We start from the raw sequence: 19,134 nt of genomic DNA, 5'->3' as shown, positions 1-19,134 counted from the left end.
TGATTACTGCCAGACGGCATATTCACCATGGGGATGGACGACAGCCAGCAGCCGATCGTGCCCCGGTCCCGACCATAGCCGCAGTTCGAACTGCCGCGCGGTCTCGTTCAGTTCCATCCGGAGCCAGAAGAACGGAGCATCGGCCGTCGCGGCAGCGGCATGGCTCTCCAACGTCGCAAGGATTTGCGCCTGCTCGACCGGCAGGATATATTGCCAGACCACCGAGTGGAACACGACCGTCGCGAAGCCCGTCTTAGGTGCCGCGCGCTCCACGAAACGCGCTGCATTCTCCGCCTCGACCACCAGCGAACCGCTTTGACCCAGCGCGACCGCCGCCTGCAGGCGTTCCATTCTCTCCCGCTGCTCAGCCCAGCAATAGGACAGCAGACGGGTGGCATCGGCCGTCTGCCGGATGTCGATCGGGCGACGGTCGCAGGCATGCCGCTCCGCCACGATCAAGTCCCGGTCCGGCGAGGGTGCCGCTCCTTCCCATCGGCTTGGGACAATCACGGAACTGGCCGGATCGCCCCAGATCGTCCCGCCGATCTCATAGCGAAACGCATCCCACAGGCTGTTCAGCCCCGCGCTCGCGCCCAGTTCAAAGCAGCGTAGCGGGAGCCGGGCCTCGCGCCCGATCGTCAGGAACCCGCCCAGCAGGCATGCCGAGCGCCGCACCTCATTGGTCTGCGGCTCATGTGTCAGAATGGCGGCCACCGGCCCGGCATGGTCGATCAGCACCTGCTCCGCCGTCACCCAGGCCTGCTCCGGATCCTCTGCCGCAGGCGGGTAGCAGGCTGCCAGAGCGGGCGCTTGCCCGCTCAGCACCAGATAATGCAGGCTCGCCAGCAGCCGGAGCGCGACGGCATCGCGCACCAGTCGATCGGCCGGAACCCCGCTCCAGTCCGCCAGCAGATGCGACACTATCCCGCCCGGGATGATGGCCCTGCCCGCCCGTTCCAGCACAGCCGCGCTGAACGGCGCACCCAGCGTCGCGCAGGCATGAGATTGGCGTTCAAAGGCTTCCAAAAGCGTGTTCGACATGGCGGTCTCCCGGATATTCGCTTGCCCGGAAAAGCCCCCATCGACATTGATCGGTCAATCTTGATAAATATAATCAATATGAAAGAGAGCGATTGGATATCCGCCGAGGACGCGCAGTTGCGCCTGGGCGTTCGCGCGCAGACGCTCTATGCCTATGTCAGCCGCGGGCATGTTCAGGTGCGTGCCCATCCAGCGGACGCGCGCCGCAGCTTGTATCGTGCGACCGATGTGGATGAACTCGCCGTCCGCAACGGGCGCAGCCGCAAGCTGGCGGATGTGGCGTCCGCCGCCATCGCCTGGGGCGAGCCCGTCCTGAGTTCGGCGATCACCACGGTGCGCGCCGGCCGTTTCTTCTATCGCGGCCATGATGCCGTCGGACTAGCGGAGGATCGGCCGCTCGAAGCCGTCGCTCGCCTGCTGCTCGGCGAAGACCAACCCGGCGCCGACAACATGGAGCGAACCCCACCGCCCGACCATGTCGATCTCCACCATCGCCTCTACCAGATGCTGGCGGGGCGTGCCGCGGCCTCGCCGCCGATGCTGGGGTCGAGCGACGGTATGATCGCTTCCGAAGCGGCGCTGCTGCTGGACCTCGTCGCGGATGCGGCCGCTGGCGCTGTCCTGCCTGGCCCGATCCATCAGCGGCTGGCGAACAGTTGGGGCGCCGACCCCCATGGCGCGACGGCCGACATCATCCGCCGCATGCTGATATTGGTCGCCGATCATGAATTGAACGCCTCCACTTTCGCGGCGCGCGTGACCGCATCGACCGGCGCCTCGCTGGCCGCCGCTGTCCTGTCCGGTCTTTCGACGCTTTCCGGCCCGCGCCATGGCGGCATGAGCGCCATGGCGCGGCGTTTCGCTGTGGAGGCTGAGCTGCATGGCGCGCGGGACGCTGTCCACGCGCGGCTGGTTGAGGGGCGGTCCCTGCCGGGTTTCGGCCATCCACTCTATCCGCAGGGCGACATAAGGGCGAAAGCGCTGCTCGACGGCTTCGAACTGCCCGCCTCGCTGGCGGCATTGCGGGCAGCGGCGAAGGATCTGGCCGATGTCGAACCCAATATCGACTTCGCCATGATGGCTATCTGCCTGTCCTGCGGCATGCCTGCCCAGGCGCCCTTTGCCCTGTTCGCGACAGCGCGCAGCGCAGGCTGGATCGCCCATGCCGTTGAACAAAACCGGACGGGCAAACTGATCCGGCCTCGTGCTCGCTATGTGGGACCGGAACCGCTGATCGGGTCGGATTGACGGACCGGGCCTTGGCCGCGACACGGCTGTGCTTCAAGCCTCCATGCGGTCCGGCGTGTCTCCCTTGGCGACCCGCAGCAGCAGATAGCCCAGCAAGCCGGAAAACAGGGAGCCGGCAAGGATGCCGATCTTTGCTTCGGCCTGGAGCATCGCGTCGTTCGAAAAGGCGAGAAGCGTGATGAACAGGCTCATCGTGAACCCGATCCCGCACAGAAGCGCCGTGCCCAGCATCTGGAGGCGGCCCGCATGAGCAGGCATGTCGGCCATGCCGAGCCGGATGGCGAGCATCGATGCGCCGAACACACCCACCACCTTGCCGACCAGCAGGCCTAGCCCGACGCCCAGCGTGACCGGCGCGACAAGGGCCTCCGCTCGAAGGCCGAGAAGGGGAACGCCCGCATTCACCAGCCCGAAGAGCGGCACGATCAGGAATCCCACCGGCCAGTGCAGCAGATGTTCGAGTCGATGGAGCGGGCTATGTTCCTCCAGATCCGGTTTGCCGGGCGTCCCTTGCAGCGGAATGGCGAAGGCGAGGATCACGCCCGCCAATGTCGCATGGATGCCCGAGCGCAGGACGAAGAGCCACAATAGCGTGCCGATGAGCAGATAGGGAATGAGCCGGCGCACGCCGGAACGATTGAGCGCGAACAACAGGATGGTGACAGCCGCCGCGCCGCAAAGGTCGATCAGCGAGAGTTTTGCCGTGTAGAAGAAGGCGATGATGACGACCGCGCCAAGATCGTCGATGATGGCGAGCGCCGTCAGGAAGACGCGCAAGGAAATGGGAACGCGGTTGCCCAGCAGCGCGATCACGCCCAGTGCGAAGGCGATGTCCGTCGCTGCCGGGATCGCCCATCCCCGCGCGGTCGCACCGCCGTTGAACGCCAGATAGACGAGCGCGGGCACCGCCATGCCGCCCGCCGCCGCAATGCCGGGCAATATTCGACGGGGCCAGCTGGAGAGTTGCCCGTCCATCACCTCGCGCTTGATCTCCAGCCCGACGAGCAGGAAGAAGACCGCCATCAGCCCGTCATTGACCCAGTGATGCAGGGATAATGGGCCAATCCGGCTGTGCAGCAGATGTTCATAAGCCCGACCGAGCGGTGAATTGGCGATCAGCATCGCCAGCGCGGCCGCGACCATGAGAATGATGCCGCCGGACGCCTGTCCTTTGAGAAACTGGCGCAGGGCGCTGAGCGGCTTCACACGCAAGAGGGCCATCGAGAAAACTCCCGGCAAGTCATCAGCCCGCTGGCGGCCCGACCAACGGCTATCAACCTGCCCGCCCGACAGCCGAAGCGAACACCCGTCGCCGCTATGGCAAATGCGCTCGCGGCGCACAACCATATCCCGAACTCAGGCGACGGGTCGCGGAGGATGAGGAGGGAGCATGGGACGCTTTCCTGATCCCTGAACCGGGCGCGGCAACTGAATCGACGCTGTCGCCTCTTCCGCATGCAATGGATTGTGCTCGATCAATGATGATCGGCCCAACGGTCTGCTACCCTTGCCGGGCAGGTGGGACAGAAGATTACAGCCAATTAAATTGCGCAATCCCGCTGGAGGGGCGAAGGAGGGGCATCGGATCGGAAAGGCGCCCAAGGATGGAAGGCGGGCTGGAGACTGTCTATCATAGCTGCCGCGCCGAACTGCTGCGCTTTCTGCTGGCGCGCACCGGCAGTGCGGCGGAGGCCGAGGATATTCTGCAGGACATATGGCTGCGGGTCGGTCATGGCCGAAGCGGTCCTGTCGCCAATGGGCGCGCCTATCTCTATCGGGTCGCGCAGAATCTGGTGCTGGACCGCCTGCGGGAGGCGCGGCGGCGCGCGGTGCGGGAGCAGGGTTGGATGGAGATGGCCGCCGGCGTGGACCTGCGGCATGCCGATCCCGCCGATCCGAACGCCGACGCGCTGGCGCAGATGACCGAGCGGGAGGAGGTGGCGCGGCTTGCTTCCGCGATCGCCAACCTGCCTGCCGGGGCGCGACGCGCCTTCCAGTTGCACAAGCTGGAGGGGCTGTCGCATGACGAGGTGGCGCAGCGGCTGGGGATCAGCAGGAGCGGGGTCGAGAAACATATGGCGGTCGCGATGAAATATCTGCGCCGGGCCCTGAGCGAGGACTGAGGCGGAGCGGGCATGATGGCGTCACAGCGGGACACGGGAGCATGAGCGGGAGGCGGCGCCCCGAACGGGCGGGCTTCGATGGGACCGGCTTTGGTGGGATAGGGCCATGACGGAGACGATCCTCGACCAGGCGATCGCCTGGCACCGCGCGCAGGATGACGCGGATTTCGACTGGGACGGCTTTACGCTGTGGCTGGAGGCCGATCCCGCGCATCGAACCGCGTTCGATTCCATTGCGCTGGTCGATGCCCGGATCGTCGAGCATCGTGCGACGCTGGCGGCGCTGGTGCCGCCGGTGGATATGCCGGGTCCGGCCATCGCGGCGGAGGCGCCGCGCCGGCGACGGCGGTGGGTGGGCGGTGGAGTCGCGGCGGCGCTCGCGCTTGCCGTCGCCATTCCCGCCTTGCGATCGCCCCCGCCGCAACCGGCAGACTATCGCACCGGGCCGGGGCAGGGGCGCACCATCCTGCTCAAGGACGGCTCCCGGATCGCGCTTGCCGCCTCCAGCCATTTGCGCGTGGAGGGCGCCGCGCAGGACCGGCTGGCGCTGGAGGGCAGCGCCCTGTTCGACATTCCTCACCGGCCCGGGCGGACGATGACGATCGAGGCGGGCGGGCAGCGGATCAGCGACATCGGCACGCGTTTCGACATATTGGCCGACGCCCGGACGATGCGGGTGGCCGTGGCGGAGGGCAGGATCAGCATCGCGCCGCGCGATGGCGGGGATGCGATCCCATTGCCGGCCGGGCGGCAACTGCTGGTCGATCGGGTGACGCATCGCGGCGCGACCAGCGCCGTATCGCCCGGCACCGTCGGCAGCTGGCGGCAGGGACGGCTGGTCTATGAGGCCGTGCCGCTCTCTCTGGTGGCGTCCGATCTCAGCCGCTATGCAGGGGTGCCTGTCAGGGTCGGGGCCGACGTTGCCGACCGGCCATTTTCCGGTGTGTTGATCGTGGGGGACGGATCGGGCCTTGTCGGGGAAGTCGCGCAGTTCATGGACCTTCGCACCGTGCATCAGGGCGGCGCTGTGCTGTTGCGCGCTGGCGCCCGCTAGCGTCGGGGCTGAGGAGCGGCCGATCCATGTCGAACCCGCGCCGCTGGCCGAGGCGCTGACGGCGCTGTCGAAGCAGACCGGGATAGCGATCGGCTTCGAAGGCCGCCTGCCCGGCCTTCGGTCGCGCCGCGTCGACGGGCGGATGACGGTGGAGCAGGCGCTGGCGCGGATGCTGGAGGGAACGGGGCTGGAGGCGCGGCGTCTCTCCCCCACCGCCTATCGCCTGGTGCAAGCCGCGCCGCCGGCATCGCGCCGCGACCCCGTCCGGCCAGCGCATCCGCTTCCGCCGGAGGGGTCGGTGGATATCATCGTCACCGGCACCAAGCGGGAGGAGCCTCTTGCCCGGCTGCCGATTTCGGTCGCGATCGTGCAGGCGCCCGGCGAGCAGGGCGGCGCGCTGCTTCCGGGCACAGAGGAGGTTGCGCAGCGGCTGGACGGCCTGACGCTCACCAATCTGGGACCGGGGCGCAATCGCCAGTTCATCCGCGGCGTGGCGGACAGTCCCTTCAACGGAAACAGCCAGTCGACCGTCGCCATCCTGATCAACGATGCGCGCGCCACCTATAATGCGCCCGATCCCGACCTGAAGCTGGTCGATGTCGAGCGCGTGGAACTTTTGAAGGGACCGCAGGGGTCGCTTTACGGCACCGGCACGCTGGGGGGCGTCTATCATATCGTCACGCGCCCGCCCGATGCGGGGTCGTTCGCGGCAATGGCGGGCATGGGCGCATCACTGGCCACCCACGGCGAAATGGGCGGCAGCGCGGAGGCGATGGTCAACCTGCCGGTCGTGGCGGACCGGCTGGCGTTGCGCGCCGTGGCCTATGCGGTCCGCGAGCCGGGATGGATCGACACGGCGGGCCGGGGGGATGCGAACCGGGGTGAGTTGCGCGGCGGGCGCGTGGCGTTGCGCGCGCTGGCGGGGGACTGGACCGTCGATCTCAACGGCATGGCCCAGATGCGGGACGTGGCCGACAGCCAATATGTCTATGCCCGCCATGCGTTGGAGCGGCCCGCCCAGCCTGCCGAGCCGCACGACAATGATTTTGCCCTGATGGCGCTGCGCGTCGCGGGAAAGCTGGGCGGCGCGGACCTGGTCTATGCCGGCAACTGGGTCGATCATGACGTATCGAGCACGCTGGACGCGAGCGATCTTTCCGCCTCCGCCTTCGGCATTGCTCCCCCGGCGCTTTATCTGGAGCAGCGCCGCAATCGCCTGTTCGACCAGGAAGTGCGTCTGTCGCAGACGCGGGATGACGGTCTGTCCTGGCTGGCGGGTCTCTCCTTCGTGGATGTGCGCAACCATCTTTCCGGCGTGGTCCGGGGGGTGCGGGATGAGACGGTCGGGACCGGCATACAGGGCGTGGTCGAATTTTCGGCCTTCGGCGACATGCGCATGCCGCTGACCGGGGCGCTGTCGCTCAGCGTCGGCGGCCGCCTGTTCCATTCCCGCATAGAGGAGGAGCAGGGCGCGCGCCACGCACGGATCGAGGCGTCGGTTGCGCGCAGCGGCTTTACGCCTTCGCTGGCCCTGTCCTGGCAGGCGGGCGCGCATGATTTCCTCTATGCGCGTTATGCCGGGGCGCTGCGGCCCGGAGGCCTTAGCCGGACCGGCGCCGCTTCAGCCGAGCGGTTCGAGTCCGACGAGCTGCAGACGGTCGAGATGGGCTGGCGGCATTCGGCCTCCGCCTGGCTGACTGTCAATCTCGACGCCTTCCTGACGACATGGTCGCATATGCAGTCGGATTATCTGCTGGCCGATGGGTTGATCGGTACGCGCAATGTCGGCGATGCCCGCATCCGGGGGGTCGAGGCGTCGGTGGACTGGAAACCGGCCGCCGGATGGGCGATCAGCGCCGGGCTGGTCGGGCAGAGCGCGCTGTTGACCCGCACGAACGAGGGCTTGCGGCTGGAGGACCGGCATTTGCCTGTCATTCCCGACTGGAAGGCGCGGCTGGGGGTGAACCGCCATTTCGATCTGTCCGGCTGGAGCGGCAGCATGGGCGTGAACCTTGCCTATCTCGGTCCTTCCCGTCTCAGTTTCGATCCGGGCCTCGACCGGCGGATGGGCGACTATGCGCTGGCGAATGCCGATCTGGCGCTGCGCCGGAAGGATTGGAGCATCCGGCTGTCGGGCAGCAATCTGCTGGACTGCAAGGCGGACAGCTTCGCCTTCGGCAATCCCTTCGCGCTCGCCAGGGGCACGCAATATACGCCGCTGCGGCCGCGGCAATGGGCGATCGGGTTCACGAAAAACTGGTGACCGGCCTTCGCCCTGGAGCCAATCGACATTCGGAAGATGACGAGCCGAAAAGGGTGGTTTTCCGTGACCCGGAGCGCAGCCTACTCAAAGCAGGTGAGCACCGGAAGCACGGAAAAGCGTCATTTGCAGGCCATCAGGGCTGAATGTCGATTGGCTCTAGCGCATAGGTCGCGGTACAGCCGACATGGTCTGAAAGCATGGTGCCGTCCGCCCCATGGCCGAAGGGAATGTCGATCCGGCGCAGCGTCAGAGTCATCTGCCGGCCCGACGCGAAAAACTCCCAGTCGCGGGCGCGACGTTCCGACAGGCGGGCATCGGCGGAGAAGGGCAGGTGCAACCCTTCGGCAGCGGCATAGGCATTGTCCATGGGCGTGCCGAAGCTCCAGTCCCGCGCCGCATGGTCCATAAGGTCGACGCGCCGCTCGACCGCCTGGCCTGCATTGAAATCGCCGCCGACGATCAGCGGGTCGTGAGGGTCGTGCCATTGGCGGATGAAGGCGGTGAGGCTGGCGATCTGAAGGCTGTGGGCATGGTTGGAGCGGGCATCCGGCACGTCGGAGGCGCGACGGCTGTTGAGATGCGTAGTGACTATATCGATCGGCCCGGGCTGGCCGGGAAGGCTGATCCGCACCAGCATGGCGCCCTTGTTCGCCAGGCAGTCGAACCCGGCACAGGCGAAGCGCGGAAAAGCCATGCGGTGGACGGCTACGATGGGAAAGTCGGACAGGATCTGCAGGCCGCTGCCGACATATTTGCCGATGCCCTCGCCGTGGAGCGGGCTCTCGCCGGCGACGAAGCGCTGCTCCGTGACCGCCGGTCGCGCATCGTTCGTCGTCCGGTCGTCCGGGCCGTCCGCGACATAGGCATAGCCGGCCGCCCGCCCGATCGCCCTCGCATCGTCGGTAAAGGCTTCCTGCAACAGCACGACATGGGGATTGCGTCCCTCCGCGCGCATGTCGCGCAGCGTCGTTGCGATGCGGTCGAAATCGGCTTCGCGCCCCCAGGCCAGCGGCCAGGGCAGGCCATGGACATTATAGGTCATGACCGACAGGGCGCCATCGAAGCCGATGGGGACGGGCGGCGGCGGGAGGGCGCGCGTGTCAGCCGGAGGCGCCGCCGCGATCAGTGCGGCGACGGCGATCATGCGGAAAGTCCATGTCGGAATGCGCACAGCCTCTTCTCCTGTGGCGCAACGACGATGCCGGCAGAGCAACACCGCAGTTGTCGCCGGACGATAAAAATATTCATGCAGCAACTGCGGTCCTTGGCGGCGATGGCGTCTTCCCGATGAGGGCGAAAGGCGGATATGGCGCAAATTGTCACAGGCAGGTCATCACCCGGCATCATAGCGGCGCTCGATAGGCGCAGGCGTGCTGGGGGTGTGGACCTGTCATGAAACGACTTCTTCTTTCCCTTCATGATGTTGGTCCATGTTTCGAGGGTGAAGTCGATCGCCTGCTGGATCGGCTTTCGATGCACGCCGCGCCCGGCACGCTCGCGATGCTGGTGGTGCCCAATCATTGGGGCGTGCACCCGCTGCTGCCCGGATCGCCCTTCGCGACGCGGCTGCGTGGCTGGGCGGAGGCCGGCGTCAGCATGTTCGCCCATGGATGGTTCCACAGGGACATGGCGACCCATGACAATGCCCTGGATCGGTTCAAGGCGCGGCGCATGACCGCCGGGGAGGGCGAGTTTCTGGGTCTGGACGGGGCGACCGCTGCACGGCGGATGACCGACGGCCGCGATCTGATCGAACAGGTTACGGGCCTGCCGGTGGCGGGCTTCGTCGCGCCCGCCTGGCTTTACGGCAGCCCTGCGCGCGCCGCGCTTGGCCGGTGCGGATTCGCCCTGGCGGAGGATCATATGAAGGTGTGGCATCCGCCATCGGGCAGGATATTGGCCCGTGGACCGGTCATCACCTGGGCCAGCCGCAGCCGGGCGCGCATCGCATCCTCCCTGCTGGCGGCGCGGCTGTTGCCGCCTGCCCTGCGCCATGCGCCGGTCGCGCGGGTCGCGGTGCATCCGGGCGACGCGCATGTGCCCGCCCTGCTGGACAGCATCGACCGGGTGGTGCGGCGTCTGGGGCGGACCCACCGCCCGGCGCGCTATGGCGATCTGCTGGCAGGCTGAAATGCGTATCCTGACCTTCCTCCACAGTTTCGAGCCGGGCGGCGTCGAGCGGGTCGCGTTGCGGCTGGTGCGCCGCTGGCGGGACCAGGGCATCGACGCGCCACTGTTCCTGGGGCGCGGCGATGGCGCGATGGGCGCTGAACTGGGCCATGACCTTGACCCTCATGTGCCGCGCGGGCCGGGCTTTTCCGTTGCCGGGTTCGAGACCCTGTGGATGATCATGACATTGCCGGGCTTCATCCGCCGGACGCGGCCGGACGCGATGTTCTGCGCGGGCAACAGCTATGCGGTGGTCGCCGTGGCGATGAAGCTGCTGCTGGGACGCCATTGCCCGCCCGTCCTGGCGAAGATCAGCAATGACCTGGAGCGGCGGGACATGGTCTGGCCGGTGCGTACCGCCTACCGGTTGTGGCTGCGCATCCAGGGGCGGTTCATCGATCATTTCGTCGCCATGGCGCCGGGGCTGGAGCGCGAGATTGCCGCGCTCGTCCGGCCGGGGGCCGGGGCGATCAGCATCATCCCCGATCCGGCGCTGTCGCTGGACCAGATCGACCGGCTGCGCGCCGTCCGGCGGAAGAGGGCGGGCAAGGGGCGCCGGTTCGTCGCCATCGGCCGGCTGGCGCGACAGAAGAATTTCGGGTTGATGCTGGACGCCTTCGCGCGGGCCGCGGGCCCCGACGATCGTCTGCTGATCTTCGGCGAGGGCCCGGAACGCGGCAGGCTCGCCGCGCGGTCCCGCCGGCTTGGCATTGCCGGACGCCTTTGCTTCATGGGCCATGTTCCCGATCCCGCCCTGAGGATCGGGCAGGCCGACGCCTTCCTCCTCTCGTCCGATTATGAAGGAGTTCCCGCCGTGGTGCTGGAAGCGCTGGCGGTCGGCCTGCCGGTCATCGCGACGGAGTGCAGCGCCGCGATGCGGTCCTTGTTGGGCGACGGCGCGTTGGGGAGGCTGGTGCCGGCAGGTGATCTTGCCGCCTTCGCAAGGGTTCTGGCCGACGCGCCGGGGCCCCAGCATGCCGCCGCCAGTCTGGCCCAGGCGCGGCGCTTCACGCTGGAGGCGGCCGCCCCCGCCTATCTGGAAAGCTTCGCCCGAATTGCCGCGCGACCGACTGAGGCGTTCCTCATTGCGTGTCGTCAACCCATCCCGTCCACAATGACGAGTTCCTTATGACCGGCAACAGCTCCACCGGCCTGCTTCCTCCTCCCGTCGTGCCGCTCGACCCGCCGGTGCTCGACCCCAAGCCGCTGATCCAGTCGGGCCGCAACTGGACCCGCTGGGCCGGGCCGCTGGTGTCGGTGCTGATCCTGGTCGTCGCGCTGCACCAGTTCCATGGAATCGACCCGTCCAGCCTGTGGGCGATGCTGCCCGGCAGCATCGCCTTCTGGGCGGCCTTCGCGCTTTACTATCTGGCCGGGCCGCTTTCCGAATGGGTGATCTTCCGCCGTCTCTGGGTGATCCCGGCAGACGGCTTCGCAGCGCTGCTGCGCAAGCTGGTCAGCAACGAGATACTGCTCGGCTATCTCGGCGAAGTCTATTTCTACGCCTGGGCGCGGCGCAGCGGGAAGATCACGACCGCGCCGTTCGGCGCGATCAAGGATGTGACGATCCTTTCCGCGCTGGTCGGCAACGGCGTCACATTGGTCATGGTCGCCTTCGCCGTGCCGCTGCTGGGGGCGGTGGACGCGCGGCTCAACAGTTGGGAAGTGGGCGGGTCGATCCTGTTCGTGCTGGCGACATCGCTGGTGGCGATGCTGCTGCGCAGGCGGCTGTTCACCCTGCCGCGCGCGGAATTGCGGGTCGTTGCGGGCATCCATCTGGCCCGCATCGTCGCGACCACGGTGCTGGCGGCGATGATGTGGCACATGCTGCTGCCCGACATCGAACTCAGCTGGTGGATCCTGCTCGGCACGCTGCGCCAACTGGTATCCCGCCTGCCCTTCCTGCCGAACAAGGATGTGGTGTTCGCAGGCATGGCCGCCTTCCTGATCGGGCGCGACAGCGAGATCGTGTCGGCGATGGCGCTGATGGCCTCGCTCATCCTGGTGGCGCATCTGCTGGTCGGCATGGCGCTGGGCGCGACGGGCCTCATGAAGGAGAGCGAGGCGCAATGATCGCGACGCTGCTGCTCGCCGCCGCCATCCCCTCCACCCCCGACCTTGGCAAGGCGGAGGGCCAGTGCCGGGTGGATGAAAAGGGCCCGTCCTTTCTGGTCGACGTCAACGGCCTCAAGGACCGCAAGGGACGGCTGAAGCTGGAACTGTACCCCGCGGACGACGCGGACTTCCTGGCCGACGACAATCTGCTGGTCGCGGCCGGCAAGCCCTTCCGCCGGGTGGAGGTGGCGGTCCCGGCCACCGGGCCCGTGCAGCTCTGCATCCGCGCGCCCGGTCCCGGCACCTATGCGCTCAGCCTGCTGCACGACCGCGACGCCAACCGCCGTTTCTCGCTTTCGGTCGACGGGATCGGCTTTCCCGGCAATCCGAAGCTGGGCTGGTCCAGACCGTCCGCCGCCGCCGCCAGGGCGGTCGTCGGCAGCGGCCCCGCCCATATCGGCATCATCGTCAATTATCGCCGGGGGCTGCTGTCCTTCGGCCCGGTGGAGAAATAGGCCATGCGCATCGTCGACGTCTGCGCCTTCTACGCGCCCAGCGGCGGCGGGGTGAAAACCTATGTCGAGCGCAAGCTGCGCGCCGGGGCGCTGGCCGGGCATGAGGTCATCATCCTCGCGCCGTCCGACAGCGATCGGGTGGTGGAGGCGGGCGGCGGCAGGATCGTCATGCTGCCCGCGCGCCGCTTTCCGCTGGACCGGCGCTATTCCTATTTCGACGACGAAGCGTCGCTCCATGCCATGCTCGACCGGTTGCAGCCCGATCTGGTCGAGGCATCCTCGCCCTGGGCCAGCGCGGCGATGGTGGCGCGGTGGCGGGGCGGCGCGCCGCGCGCGCTCATCATGCACGCCGATCCGCTGTCGGCCTATGCCTATCGCTGGTTCGGATCAGTGCTGAGCCGCGAGGCGATCGACCGGGGGTTCGACTGGTTCTGGCGCCACCTGCGCCGGCTGGACGAGCGGTTCGATCTGGTGGTCAGCGCCAGCGACAGCCTGTCGCGCCGGCTGGAGGCGGGACGGCTCCGGCGGGTGATGACGCTGCCCATGGGCGTCGAGCCGGGGCATTTCAGCCCCGCGCATCGGCATGAGGGGCTGCGCGCCCGCCTGCTGGAGCGCTGCGGGCTGGGGCCGGAGGCGACGCTGCTGCTGGGTGTTGGCCGTCACGCCCCGGAAAAGCGCTGGCCGATGGTGATCGATGCGGTGACGTCGGCGGGCTTTTCGACACCGGTCGGTCTGGTGCTGGTCGGTGACGGGCGGGAGAGAGGGCGGGTGCGCCGGGCGTCGGCCCATAATCCGCACATCCAGCTGCTGGCGCCGATGCATTCCCGCCCGGCGCTGGCCGAGCTGCTCGCCAGCGCCGACGCGCTCGTCCATGGCTGCGAGGCGGAGACCTTCTGCATGGTCGCGGCCGAAGCGCGCGCCAGCGGCCTGCCGGTCATCGTGCCCGACGAAGGCGGCGCGTCCGATCAGGCGCGCAGCGGCGGCGGACTGCTCTATCGCGCGGGACAGGCGGACAGTCTGGCCGGCGTGATCGCGAAATTCGCGCGCGCCGATGCAGTGACGCGGCGCCGGGCGGCGCTGGAGTCTGCGCCGGCCGTCATGACCATGGACGACCATTTCGACCGGCTGTTTGCGGCCTATGACGATATTGCAGGGGCACGACGCCATGTTGCTTGACCGACGCATCACCCGCCCCCTGCGCCCGCACATTCCCTTTCCGGCCTTTCGGAAATCGCCGCAGGATGCGGTGGAAGTCCATCCCTGCGGCCTGCGCCATCGATCGACTTGCGAGTGCTGGTCGTTCGTGGCCGCCATTCTTTGGTGGTTGTTGCGTGCCGATCGGCAACATGGGAAGCGGCCGGGACAACCCTGACCGCGGCATCAGGTCGCGCGGGAGCCAATTCCTGACATTCAAATAAAGATAATCGGTCTTCTTCGATATTTCGAAAGTTATATATCCATCCCGCAAATTGTGATCGGAAGTGAATATAATCCCCTTTGCATCGGAAACAGTAAACACTGCTAACGTTTCTCTAACCTTTCCTGCTCCAATATTGGTTCAGATCAATAGGTGTCGAAATCACCGGAGGGGGAAACGTCATGCGCAAATATTGTGCGTTGTTCCTTTTGGGTCTCTTGCCGAATGCGGCGATGGCAACGGATGCCACAACGACGATGGGCGTGTCGGCCACGGTATTGAACGTCTGCCTGGTGTCGGCGACGAACATGGCGTTTGGCAGCTATGATCCGACATCGGCGTCTCCGACCGATGCGACCAGCACGATCAATGTCACCTGCACGCCGGGCACATTGTTCAACATAGGATTGAACGCCGGAAGCGCCGTCGGAGCGACGGTATCGACCCGGAAGATGCTGAGCGGCGCCAATCCGCTCGGCTACGCGCTCTACAGCAATTCGGGACGCAGCACGAACTGGGGCAACTCGGTGGGGTCGGACACGGTCGCCCAGACCGCGTCGACGATCCTGCCGGCGGCGTTCACCGTTTATGGCCGCATCCCCGCCCAGCAGAGCGTGGCCGCCGGCAGCTACACCGACACGGTGACGATCACCGTCAGCTACTGAAGGCAGGCCCGGTCATGACAATCAGGCGGCATGGCGCAGGACTCGGACGGGTTCTGGCGGTGATGGTCGGCGCCCTGTTCTGGGGGATCGCGCCGTCGGCGAATGCGGGCGCGCTGCGCATCCTGCCGGTGCGGATCGAAATGGCGGCCGAGAAACAGTTTTGCAGCCTGACCATCGCCAATGATGACAAGGCGCCCGCGACTGTCCAGGTCAGGGGTTTTGGCTGGCGCAAGGATGCGAACGGCGTCGACCTGCTGGACCCGGACGGGGGGCCGGTCGTCAATCCCTCCATTCTCAGCATTCCCGGCGGGTCGAGCCGGCTGGTCCGGTGCAGCCTGCCGGCGCGCAGCGGGTCGCGTGAAGAGAGCTACCGCCTGATCATCGATGAATTGCCGATGGCGACGGTTGCTCCCGGTACCGTGCGGACGTTGCTTCGCATCAGCATGCCGATATTCCGCGCGCCGTCCGGCGCGGCGCCCCTGCTTCGCTGGTCGGTCGGAAAGGGCGCGGATGGACGGCGGACGCTCATTCTGTTCAACCAGGGCGACCGGCATGTCCAGGTCACGGCGATCGACATGACGCCTGCCGGAGCTGGCGGGAAAGTCACGCGGCTCGACCGTGGTTTCTACCTGCTGGCGGGCGGGCGCATCGACCTGCCGCTTGAATCCCCGGATGGCGATGCGATCAGCGGAGTGCAGGTGGAGACGGCCACTGGCCCACTCGCCGCGTCAACCGCCGTCGCCGAGCGGTGAGGGTGGATGATCGATGCCGCTCGCTGCTGCATTGTCCGGCGCAGGGCAGGCCGGCTGGCAGCCGGGCAGGGCATCGGTCCTGCTATGGCTGTCGCTGGCGCAACCGGCGGCGGCGTCCGATCTTCCGTTGGCCCTCGCGGTTCCGGTGGCGGTCGAGCCGGACGGCAGTCCGCGCCCCATGCCCGTGGGCGTCGTCATCAATGGCCAGCCCCTTGAAGAGACGGGCCTTGTCGTGCTGAGCGCGGGCCGCCTGTTCGTCCGGCAGGACATGCTGAGCCAATGGGGTTTGCGGTTGCCCGCGCCGCTTCGGCAAATGGAGGTGGGCGGCTGCGACTATGCCTTGCTGGACGGGCTGCCCGGCCTTTCGGTGAAACTCGACGGTTCGGGCGGAACCCTGCTGATCGACGCCGGGCCGTCCTTCTTCCCGACCGCCCATATCGGCCCGGAACAGCGCGGACGGCCGGTGATGGAAGCGGTGCCGGTGCAATTTGTCGGCTATGATCTGTCGGTCGCGCGCTGGGGCGGCGGCTGGGCCGCTTCCGCCCTGCTGGATGCCGGGATGTCGGGCGGCTGGGGCGTCGCCGGCATCACCGCCCTGATGCAGCAGGGCGGCGGCGGGCCGGGGGCGGTTCGTCTCGACAGCAATGTCATCCGCGATTTTCAGGATCGGCGTTTGCGGCTGGTCCTGGGCGACACATTGACGCGCGGCGCCGACTGGAACCGGCCGGTCCGGTTCGCCGGGGTGAGGCTGGGGACCGATTTTTCGTTGACGCCGGAAGCCGTCACCTATCCGGTGCCCCGGCTTTCCGGCTCCGCCGCCTTGCCCTCGGTCGTGGACCTTGCGGCGGCCAGCAGCCGCCAGAGCATGGCGGTTCAGCCCGGCGATTTCAAAATCGATTATCAGCCCGTCTTTACCGGCGCGGGCGAAGTGACGATGACGATCAGGGACGCCAATGGCGCCGCCCGCACCGTCACGCAAAGCTTCTACACCAGTCCGCGGCTGTTGCAGGAAGGGCTGGACGATTTTTCGCTGGAGGCAGGGTTTTTGCGCAGGGACTTCGGTGCGCGCAGCTTTTCCTATGGGGCTCCCTTCGCCGCCGGTTTCTGGCGGCATGGGCTGGGCCAGGGCCTGACGCTTTCCGGCCGCATGGAGGCAAGCGAGGATGGGCAGATGGCCGGGCTGGGATTTGGCGCGCTTCTGTCTTCCTGGGGCGAAATATCGTTGGCGGCGGCGGGGTCGCATGGCCGTTCGGGTGATGGTTTCCTGTGGCGCGCGCAGGTGCAGCGGATCACAGCCCGCTATTCCGTGACCGCCAGCTACATGCAGGAAGATGCGCATTTCACGCAGGTCGGGGAGGATGATCCCGTGCCCGCCGGCCGCCGGGAATGGGTCGTGGCGGGAAGCCTGGCCCTTGGCGGGCGCGGCACCATCAATGCCCATTATCTCGACAGTGAGGGCGGCCAAGGCGACCGCTTCTCCACCGGCTCCCTTTCCTATGCGGCCAGCCTGGGGGCGGCCTGGGTCACGCTGGGCGCGCGGCGGACGCGCTTTTCGGACAGCCGGACCAACGGCCTTTTCGGATCGCTGACCCTTCCCCTCGGCGCGCGGTCGAGCGCGGGCCTGTTCGTGGAGGGTGGCCGCACCGCCGCCAGCTTCAGCCGGAACCCGCCGCCGGACGCGGGGTGGGGCTATCGCTTCCTGGCGTCGCGTCAGGCGGATGCGCCGGTACAGATGGAAGGCGGCGTGACATGGCGCACGGCGGCCGGCGATGTCGATCTGTCGGCGTCGCGCATGGGGGAAATGGAAGCGATGCGGTTCCAGGCCCGCGGGGCGTTGCTGCGGGTAGGGGGGCGCATCATCGCGACACCGCAGCTCGATTACGCCTTTGCCGTGGTGGATGTGGCCGCCGATCAGGACGTGACGGTCTTCTTCGAAAACCGGCCGGTCGCGCGCAAGGCGGAACCGGGCAGGCCCGCGATCGTCACGGGGTTGCAGCCCTATGCGGCCAACCGGATCGCCATCGACCTGGATGCCCTGCCGATCGACACCGTCGTGACATCGGCGGAGCAGGTCGCGGTTCCGGGATACCGGCAGGCGGTGAGGATCGGTTTTGGGGGTGCGGCCGCTCACCCCGTCACCTTGCGGCTGGTGGACGGCGGCGGCGCGGCCATTGCGGAAGGACTGACCGTCACCATGGAAGGAGCGGCATCCGGCATTTCCGGACATGGCGGCGAAGTGTATCTGGCCGACGCGCATGAAGGGCAGGAAATCCTGCTGTCCGGCCCGGCGGTCGCCTGCCGCGCGATCGTCCCGGCCCTGCCGGGCAATGCCGGTGCGGCACGGATGGGGCCGGTACGCTGTGTGCCGGATCGGGAGGGGAAGCGATGAAAGCTGCGGGATTCGTTCTGGCCGCGCTGGCCGGCATGGGGCTGGCGACGCCGGCATGGGGCTGCACCCTGTGCAGTTGTTCGGCGTCGACGACGGGGATCGGCTTTGGCGGCTACGATCCCACTTCGCCCGCGCCCAAGGACGCCGCGGGCAGCGTGACGCTCAGTTGCACGGGCCTGGTCTCGCTGGCGGGGACCATCGACATCGCGATCAGCCCGGGCTCGTCGGGCGATGCGCTGGCGCGCCAGATGACGCAGGGTGGCGCACGGCTCAACTACAACCTCTATACAAATGCCAGCCGCACGACCGTCTGGGGAACCGGATCGTCGGGGACCGGCACGGTCACCGCCTCGTTGAACGGGCTGTTGTCCTTCAGCCAGACCGTGTCCGTTTATGGCCGCATCGCGGCGGGACAATGGCCGCAGGCGGGGGCCTATGCCGACAGCCTGATCGTCACCATCAGCTACTGATGCCGACCGGTTTCGTTCCCATCATGAAGACGCCGCCCGCCTGCCCGTCGGCGGACAAGAGCGGCGCGGCATTGACCCAGACGGTCTGGCCGTCGGGACGGCCGCCCACCAATGCCGCCGCCATGCCGAACGGTTTCCCCACGGTCAGCAACTCTTCCACGGCATCGCTGATCGTGCCGCGGTTGGAAGCCCCGAACAGGGTCGCAAATCGGGTGCCGACGACCCGGCTTTTCTCCGTTCCGACCAGCTCCGCGAGCGCGGGCGAAATATCGGTGACGATGGCCCGGACATTGAAGGTTCCGCGGGCCAGTCCGGGCAGCCGGTCGATCAGATCCTCATAGGCGGCGATCCGCGCATCCTGGGCGCGGAGGGTCACGCGATCCGCGATTTCGTCGGCAAGCACGGCAAAACCGCCCGGAAAGGCCGCAGCCTGGACGCGATGGACGAGCGGCGGCGGCCCGGCGGCGTTCTGCTCGAACGCTTCCGGAATGCCCGTGTCGCGCACGCGTTCAAGCGCCCGCAACAGGGAATGGGAGTCGGAGCCCGCCAGCATCTGCGCCAGGGGGACTCCCAGCACCTGCTTCTCGCTGACGCCAAAGCGGCGGCGGGCGGCCAGATTGATCCGGGAGAGTTTCAGATCCCGATCCGTCAGGATCACCTGCGTGGGGATCATGTCCAGCAGGATGTCCAGTTGCGTTTCCGGATGATCCGGTCCGCTGGAGCATTGCCGGCCACTGGCCAGACGCTGGAACAGGTCCGTCGCAAGGAGCGTCAGGCCGACATGGCCATGGTTCATGATATGGATGGGTTCGCCCATTGCCTGTCGGGAATGCACGGCGAAATGCCGAATCAGCGCCGTGGCCGTGACGACCTGACCGGGCGGTAAATCATCCACCGGCTTGCTCCCCTTTTCCCATCATCCCGTCAGTGTCCGCATAATGCGTACAATATCGGGCCTGTCATTAAAACGGAA

Annotated in this window: 17 protein-coding genes; 13 read left to right on the top strand and 4 right to left on the bottom strand. The window is 67.4% G+C overall.

Going from position 1 to position 19,134, the window contains the following annotated elements; translation table 11 throughout:
* Positions 1-3 precede the first annotated feature (3 nt).
* The gene (locus K7W03_RS07340; protein WP_222885888.1) at positions 4-1,041 is read right to left on the bottom strand and encodes a DUF2332 domain-containing protein; all 1,038 of its coding nucleotides are present in this window, start codon (positions 1,039-1,041) and stop codon (positions 4-6) included.
* Between the two features lie 78 nt (positions 1,042-1,119).
* Between K7W03_RS07340 and K7W03_RS07335 the strand changes: the two genes are divergently transcribed.
* Positions 1,120-2,289 (top strand): citrate synthase, encoded by a 1,170-nt coding sequence (locus K7W03_RS07335; protein ID WP_226869818.1) that lies wholly within the window; start codon positions 1,120-1,122, stop codon positions 2,287-2,289.
* A 33-nt stretch (positions 2,290-2,322) separates the two neighbouring features.
* On the opposite strand, the gene nhaA is transcribed toward K7W03_RS07335, so the two are convergent.
* On the bottom strand, positions 2,323-3,510 hold the full coding sequence (gene nhaA / locus K7W03_RS07330; RefSeq protein WP_222885886.1) for a Na+/H+ antiporter NhaA: 1,188 nt from the start codon (positions 3,508-3,510) through the stop codon (positions 2,323-2,325).
* 383 nt (positions 3,511-3,893) lie between these two features.
* Here nhaA and K7W03_RS07325 point away from each other — a divergent pair, with 383 nt between their 5' ends.
* From K7W03_RS07325 to K7W03_RS07315, 3 genes are all read left to right on the top strand, one after another.
* On the top strand, positions 3,894-4,412 hold the full coding sequence (locus K7W03_RS07325; RefSeq protein ID WP_222885885.1) for an RNA polymerase sigma factor: 519 nt from the start codon (positions 3,894-3,896) through the stop codon (positions 4,410-4,412).
* Between the two features lie 106 nt (positions 4,413-4,518).
* A complete protein-coding gene (locus K7W03_RS07320) occupies positions 4,519-5,466 on the top strand; it encodes a FecR family protein (protein WP_222885884.1) in 948 nt (315 codons plus the stop codon).
* Positions 5,384-7,729, top strand: a complete 2,346-nt coding sequence (locus K7W03_RS07315; protein ID WP_222885883.1) for a TonB-dependent receptor domain-containing protein — start codon at positions 5,384-5,386, stop codon at positions 7,727-7,729. Before K7W03_RS07320 ends, K7W03_RS07315 begins: the two co-directional genes overlap by 83 nt.
* Before the next feature lie 133 nt (positions 7,730-7,862).
* Here K7W03_RS07315 and K7W03_RS07310 read toward each other — a convergent pair whose 3' ends face one another.
* Entirely contained in the window at positions 7,863-8,900 is a 1,038-nt protein-coding gene (locus K7W03_RS07310; RefSeq protein WP_222885882.1) for an endonuclease/exonuclease/phosphatase family protein, read from the bottom strand.
* A 221-nt stretch (positions 8,901-9,121) separates the two neighbouring features.
* Here K7W03_RS07310 and K7W03_RS07305 point away from each other — a divergent pair, with 221 nt between their 5' ends.
* The 9 genes from K7W03_RS07305 to K7W03_RS07265 all read left to right on the top strand — a co-directional run bounded on the left by K7W03_RS07305 (position 9,122) and on the right by K7W03_RS07265 (position 18,161).
* Positions 9,122-9,859 (top strand): DUF2334 domain-containing protein, encoded by a 738-nt coding sequence (locus K7W03_RS07305; RefSeq protein WP_222885881.1) that lies wholly within the window; start codon positions 9,122-9,124, stop codon positions 9,857-9,859.
* A 1-nt stretch (position 9,860) separates the two neighbouring features.
* Positions 9,861-11,030, top strand: a complete 1,170-nt coding sequence (locus K7W03_RS07300) for a glycosyltransferase (protein ID WP_222885880.1) — start codon at positions 9,861-9,863, stop codon at positions 11,028-11,030.
* Positions 11,027-11,971, top strand: coding sequence for a hypothetical protein (locus K7W03_RS07295; protein WP_222885879.1), 945 nt, complete (start codon positions 11,027-11,029; stop codon positions 11,969-11,971). Before K7W03_RS07300 ends, K7W03_RS07295 begins: the two co-directional genes overlap by 4 nt.
* Positions 11,968-12,468, top strand: a complete 501-nt coding sequence (locus K7W03_RS07290) for a DUF2141 domain-containing protein (protein ID WP_025547235.1) — start codon at positions 11,968-11,970, stop codon at positions 12,466-12,468. The genes K7W03_RS07295 and K7W03_RS07290 overlap by 4 nt, the downstream gene beginning before the upstream one ends.
* A gap of 3 nt (positions 12,469-12,471) precedes the next feature.
* A complete protein-coding gene (locus K7W03_RS07285) occupies positions 12,472-13,644 on the top strand; it encodes a glycosyltransferase (RefSeq protein ID WP_025547237.1) in 1,173 nt (390 codons plus the stop codon).
* A gap of 474 nt (positions 13,645-14,118) precedes the next feature.
* Positions 14,119-14,550: a spore coat U domain-containing protein gene (locus K7W03_RS07280; protein WP_226869815.1), complete on the top strand. Its 432-nt coding sequence runs from the start codon at positions 14,119-14,121 to the stop codon at positions 14,548-14,550.
* 14 nt (positions 14,551-14,564) lie between these two features.
* Positions 14,565-15,302 (top strand): molecular chaperone, encoded by a 738-nt coding sequence (locus K7W03_RS07275; protein ID WP_222885878.1) that lies wholly within the window; start codon positions 14,565-14,567, stop codon positions 15,300-15,302.
* Positions 15,303-15,315: 13 nt separating this feature from the next.
* Positions 15,316-17,691: a fimbria/pilus outer membrane usher protein gene (locus K7W03_RS07270; protein WP_222885877.1), complete on the top strand. Its 2,376-nt coding sequence runs from the start codon at positions 15,316-15,318 to the stop codon at positions 17,689-17,691.
* Positions 17,688-18,161: a spore coat U domain-containing protein gene (locus tag K7W03_RS07265; protein ID WP_025547243.1), complete on the top strand. Its 474-nt coding sequence runs from the start codon at positions 17,688-17,690 to the stop codon at positions 18,159-18,161. The genes K7W03_RS07270 and K7W03_RS07265 overlap by 4 nt, the downstream gene beginning before the upstream one ends.
* Here the strand turns inward: K7W03_RS07265 and K7W03_RS07260 are convergent.
* Positions 18,151-19,056: a PAS domain-containing protein gene (locus tag K7W03_RS07260; protein ID WP_146001629.1), complete on the bottom strand. Its 906-nt coding sequence runs from the start codon at positions 19,054-19,056 to the stop codon at positions 18,151-18,153. The two genes, K7W03_RS07265 and K7W03_RS07260, sit on opposite strands and share 11 nt — an antisense overlap.
* Positions 19,057-19,134 lie beyond the last annotated feature (78 nt).

Source organism: Sphingobium sp. PNB (genome assembly GCF_019873065.1).
Classification (GTDB): domain Bacteria; phylum Pseudomonadota; class Alphaproteobacteria; order Sphingomonadales; family Sphingomonadaceae; genus Sphingobium; species Sphingobium fuliginis.
This window is presented reverse-complemented; position numbering and strand designations above follow the sequence as displayed.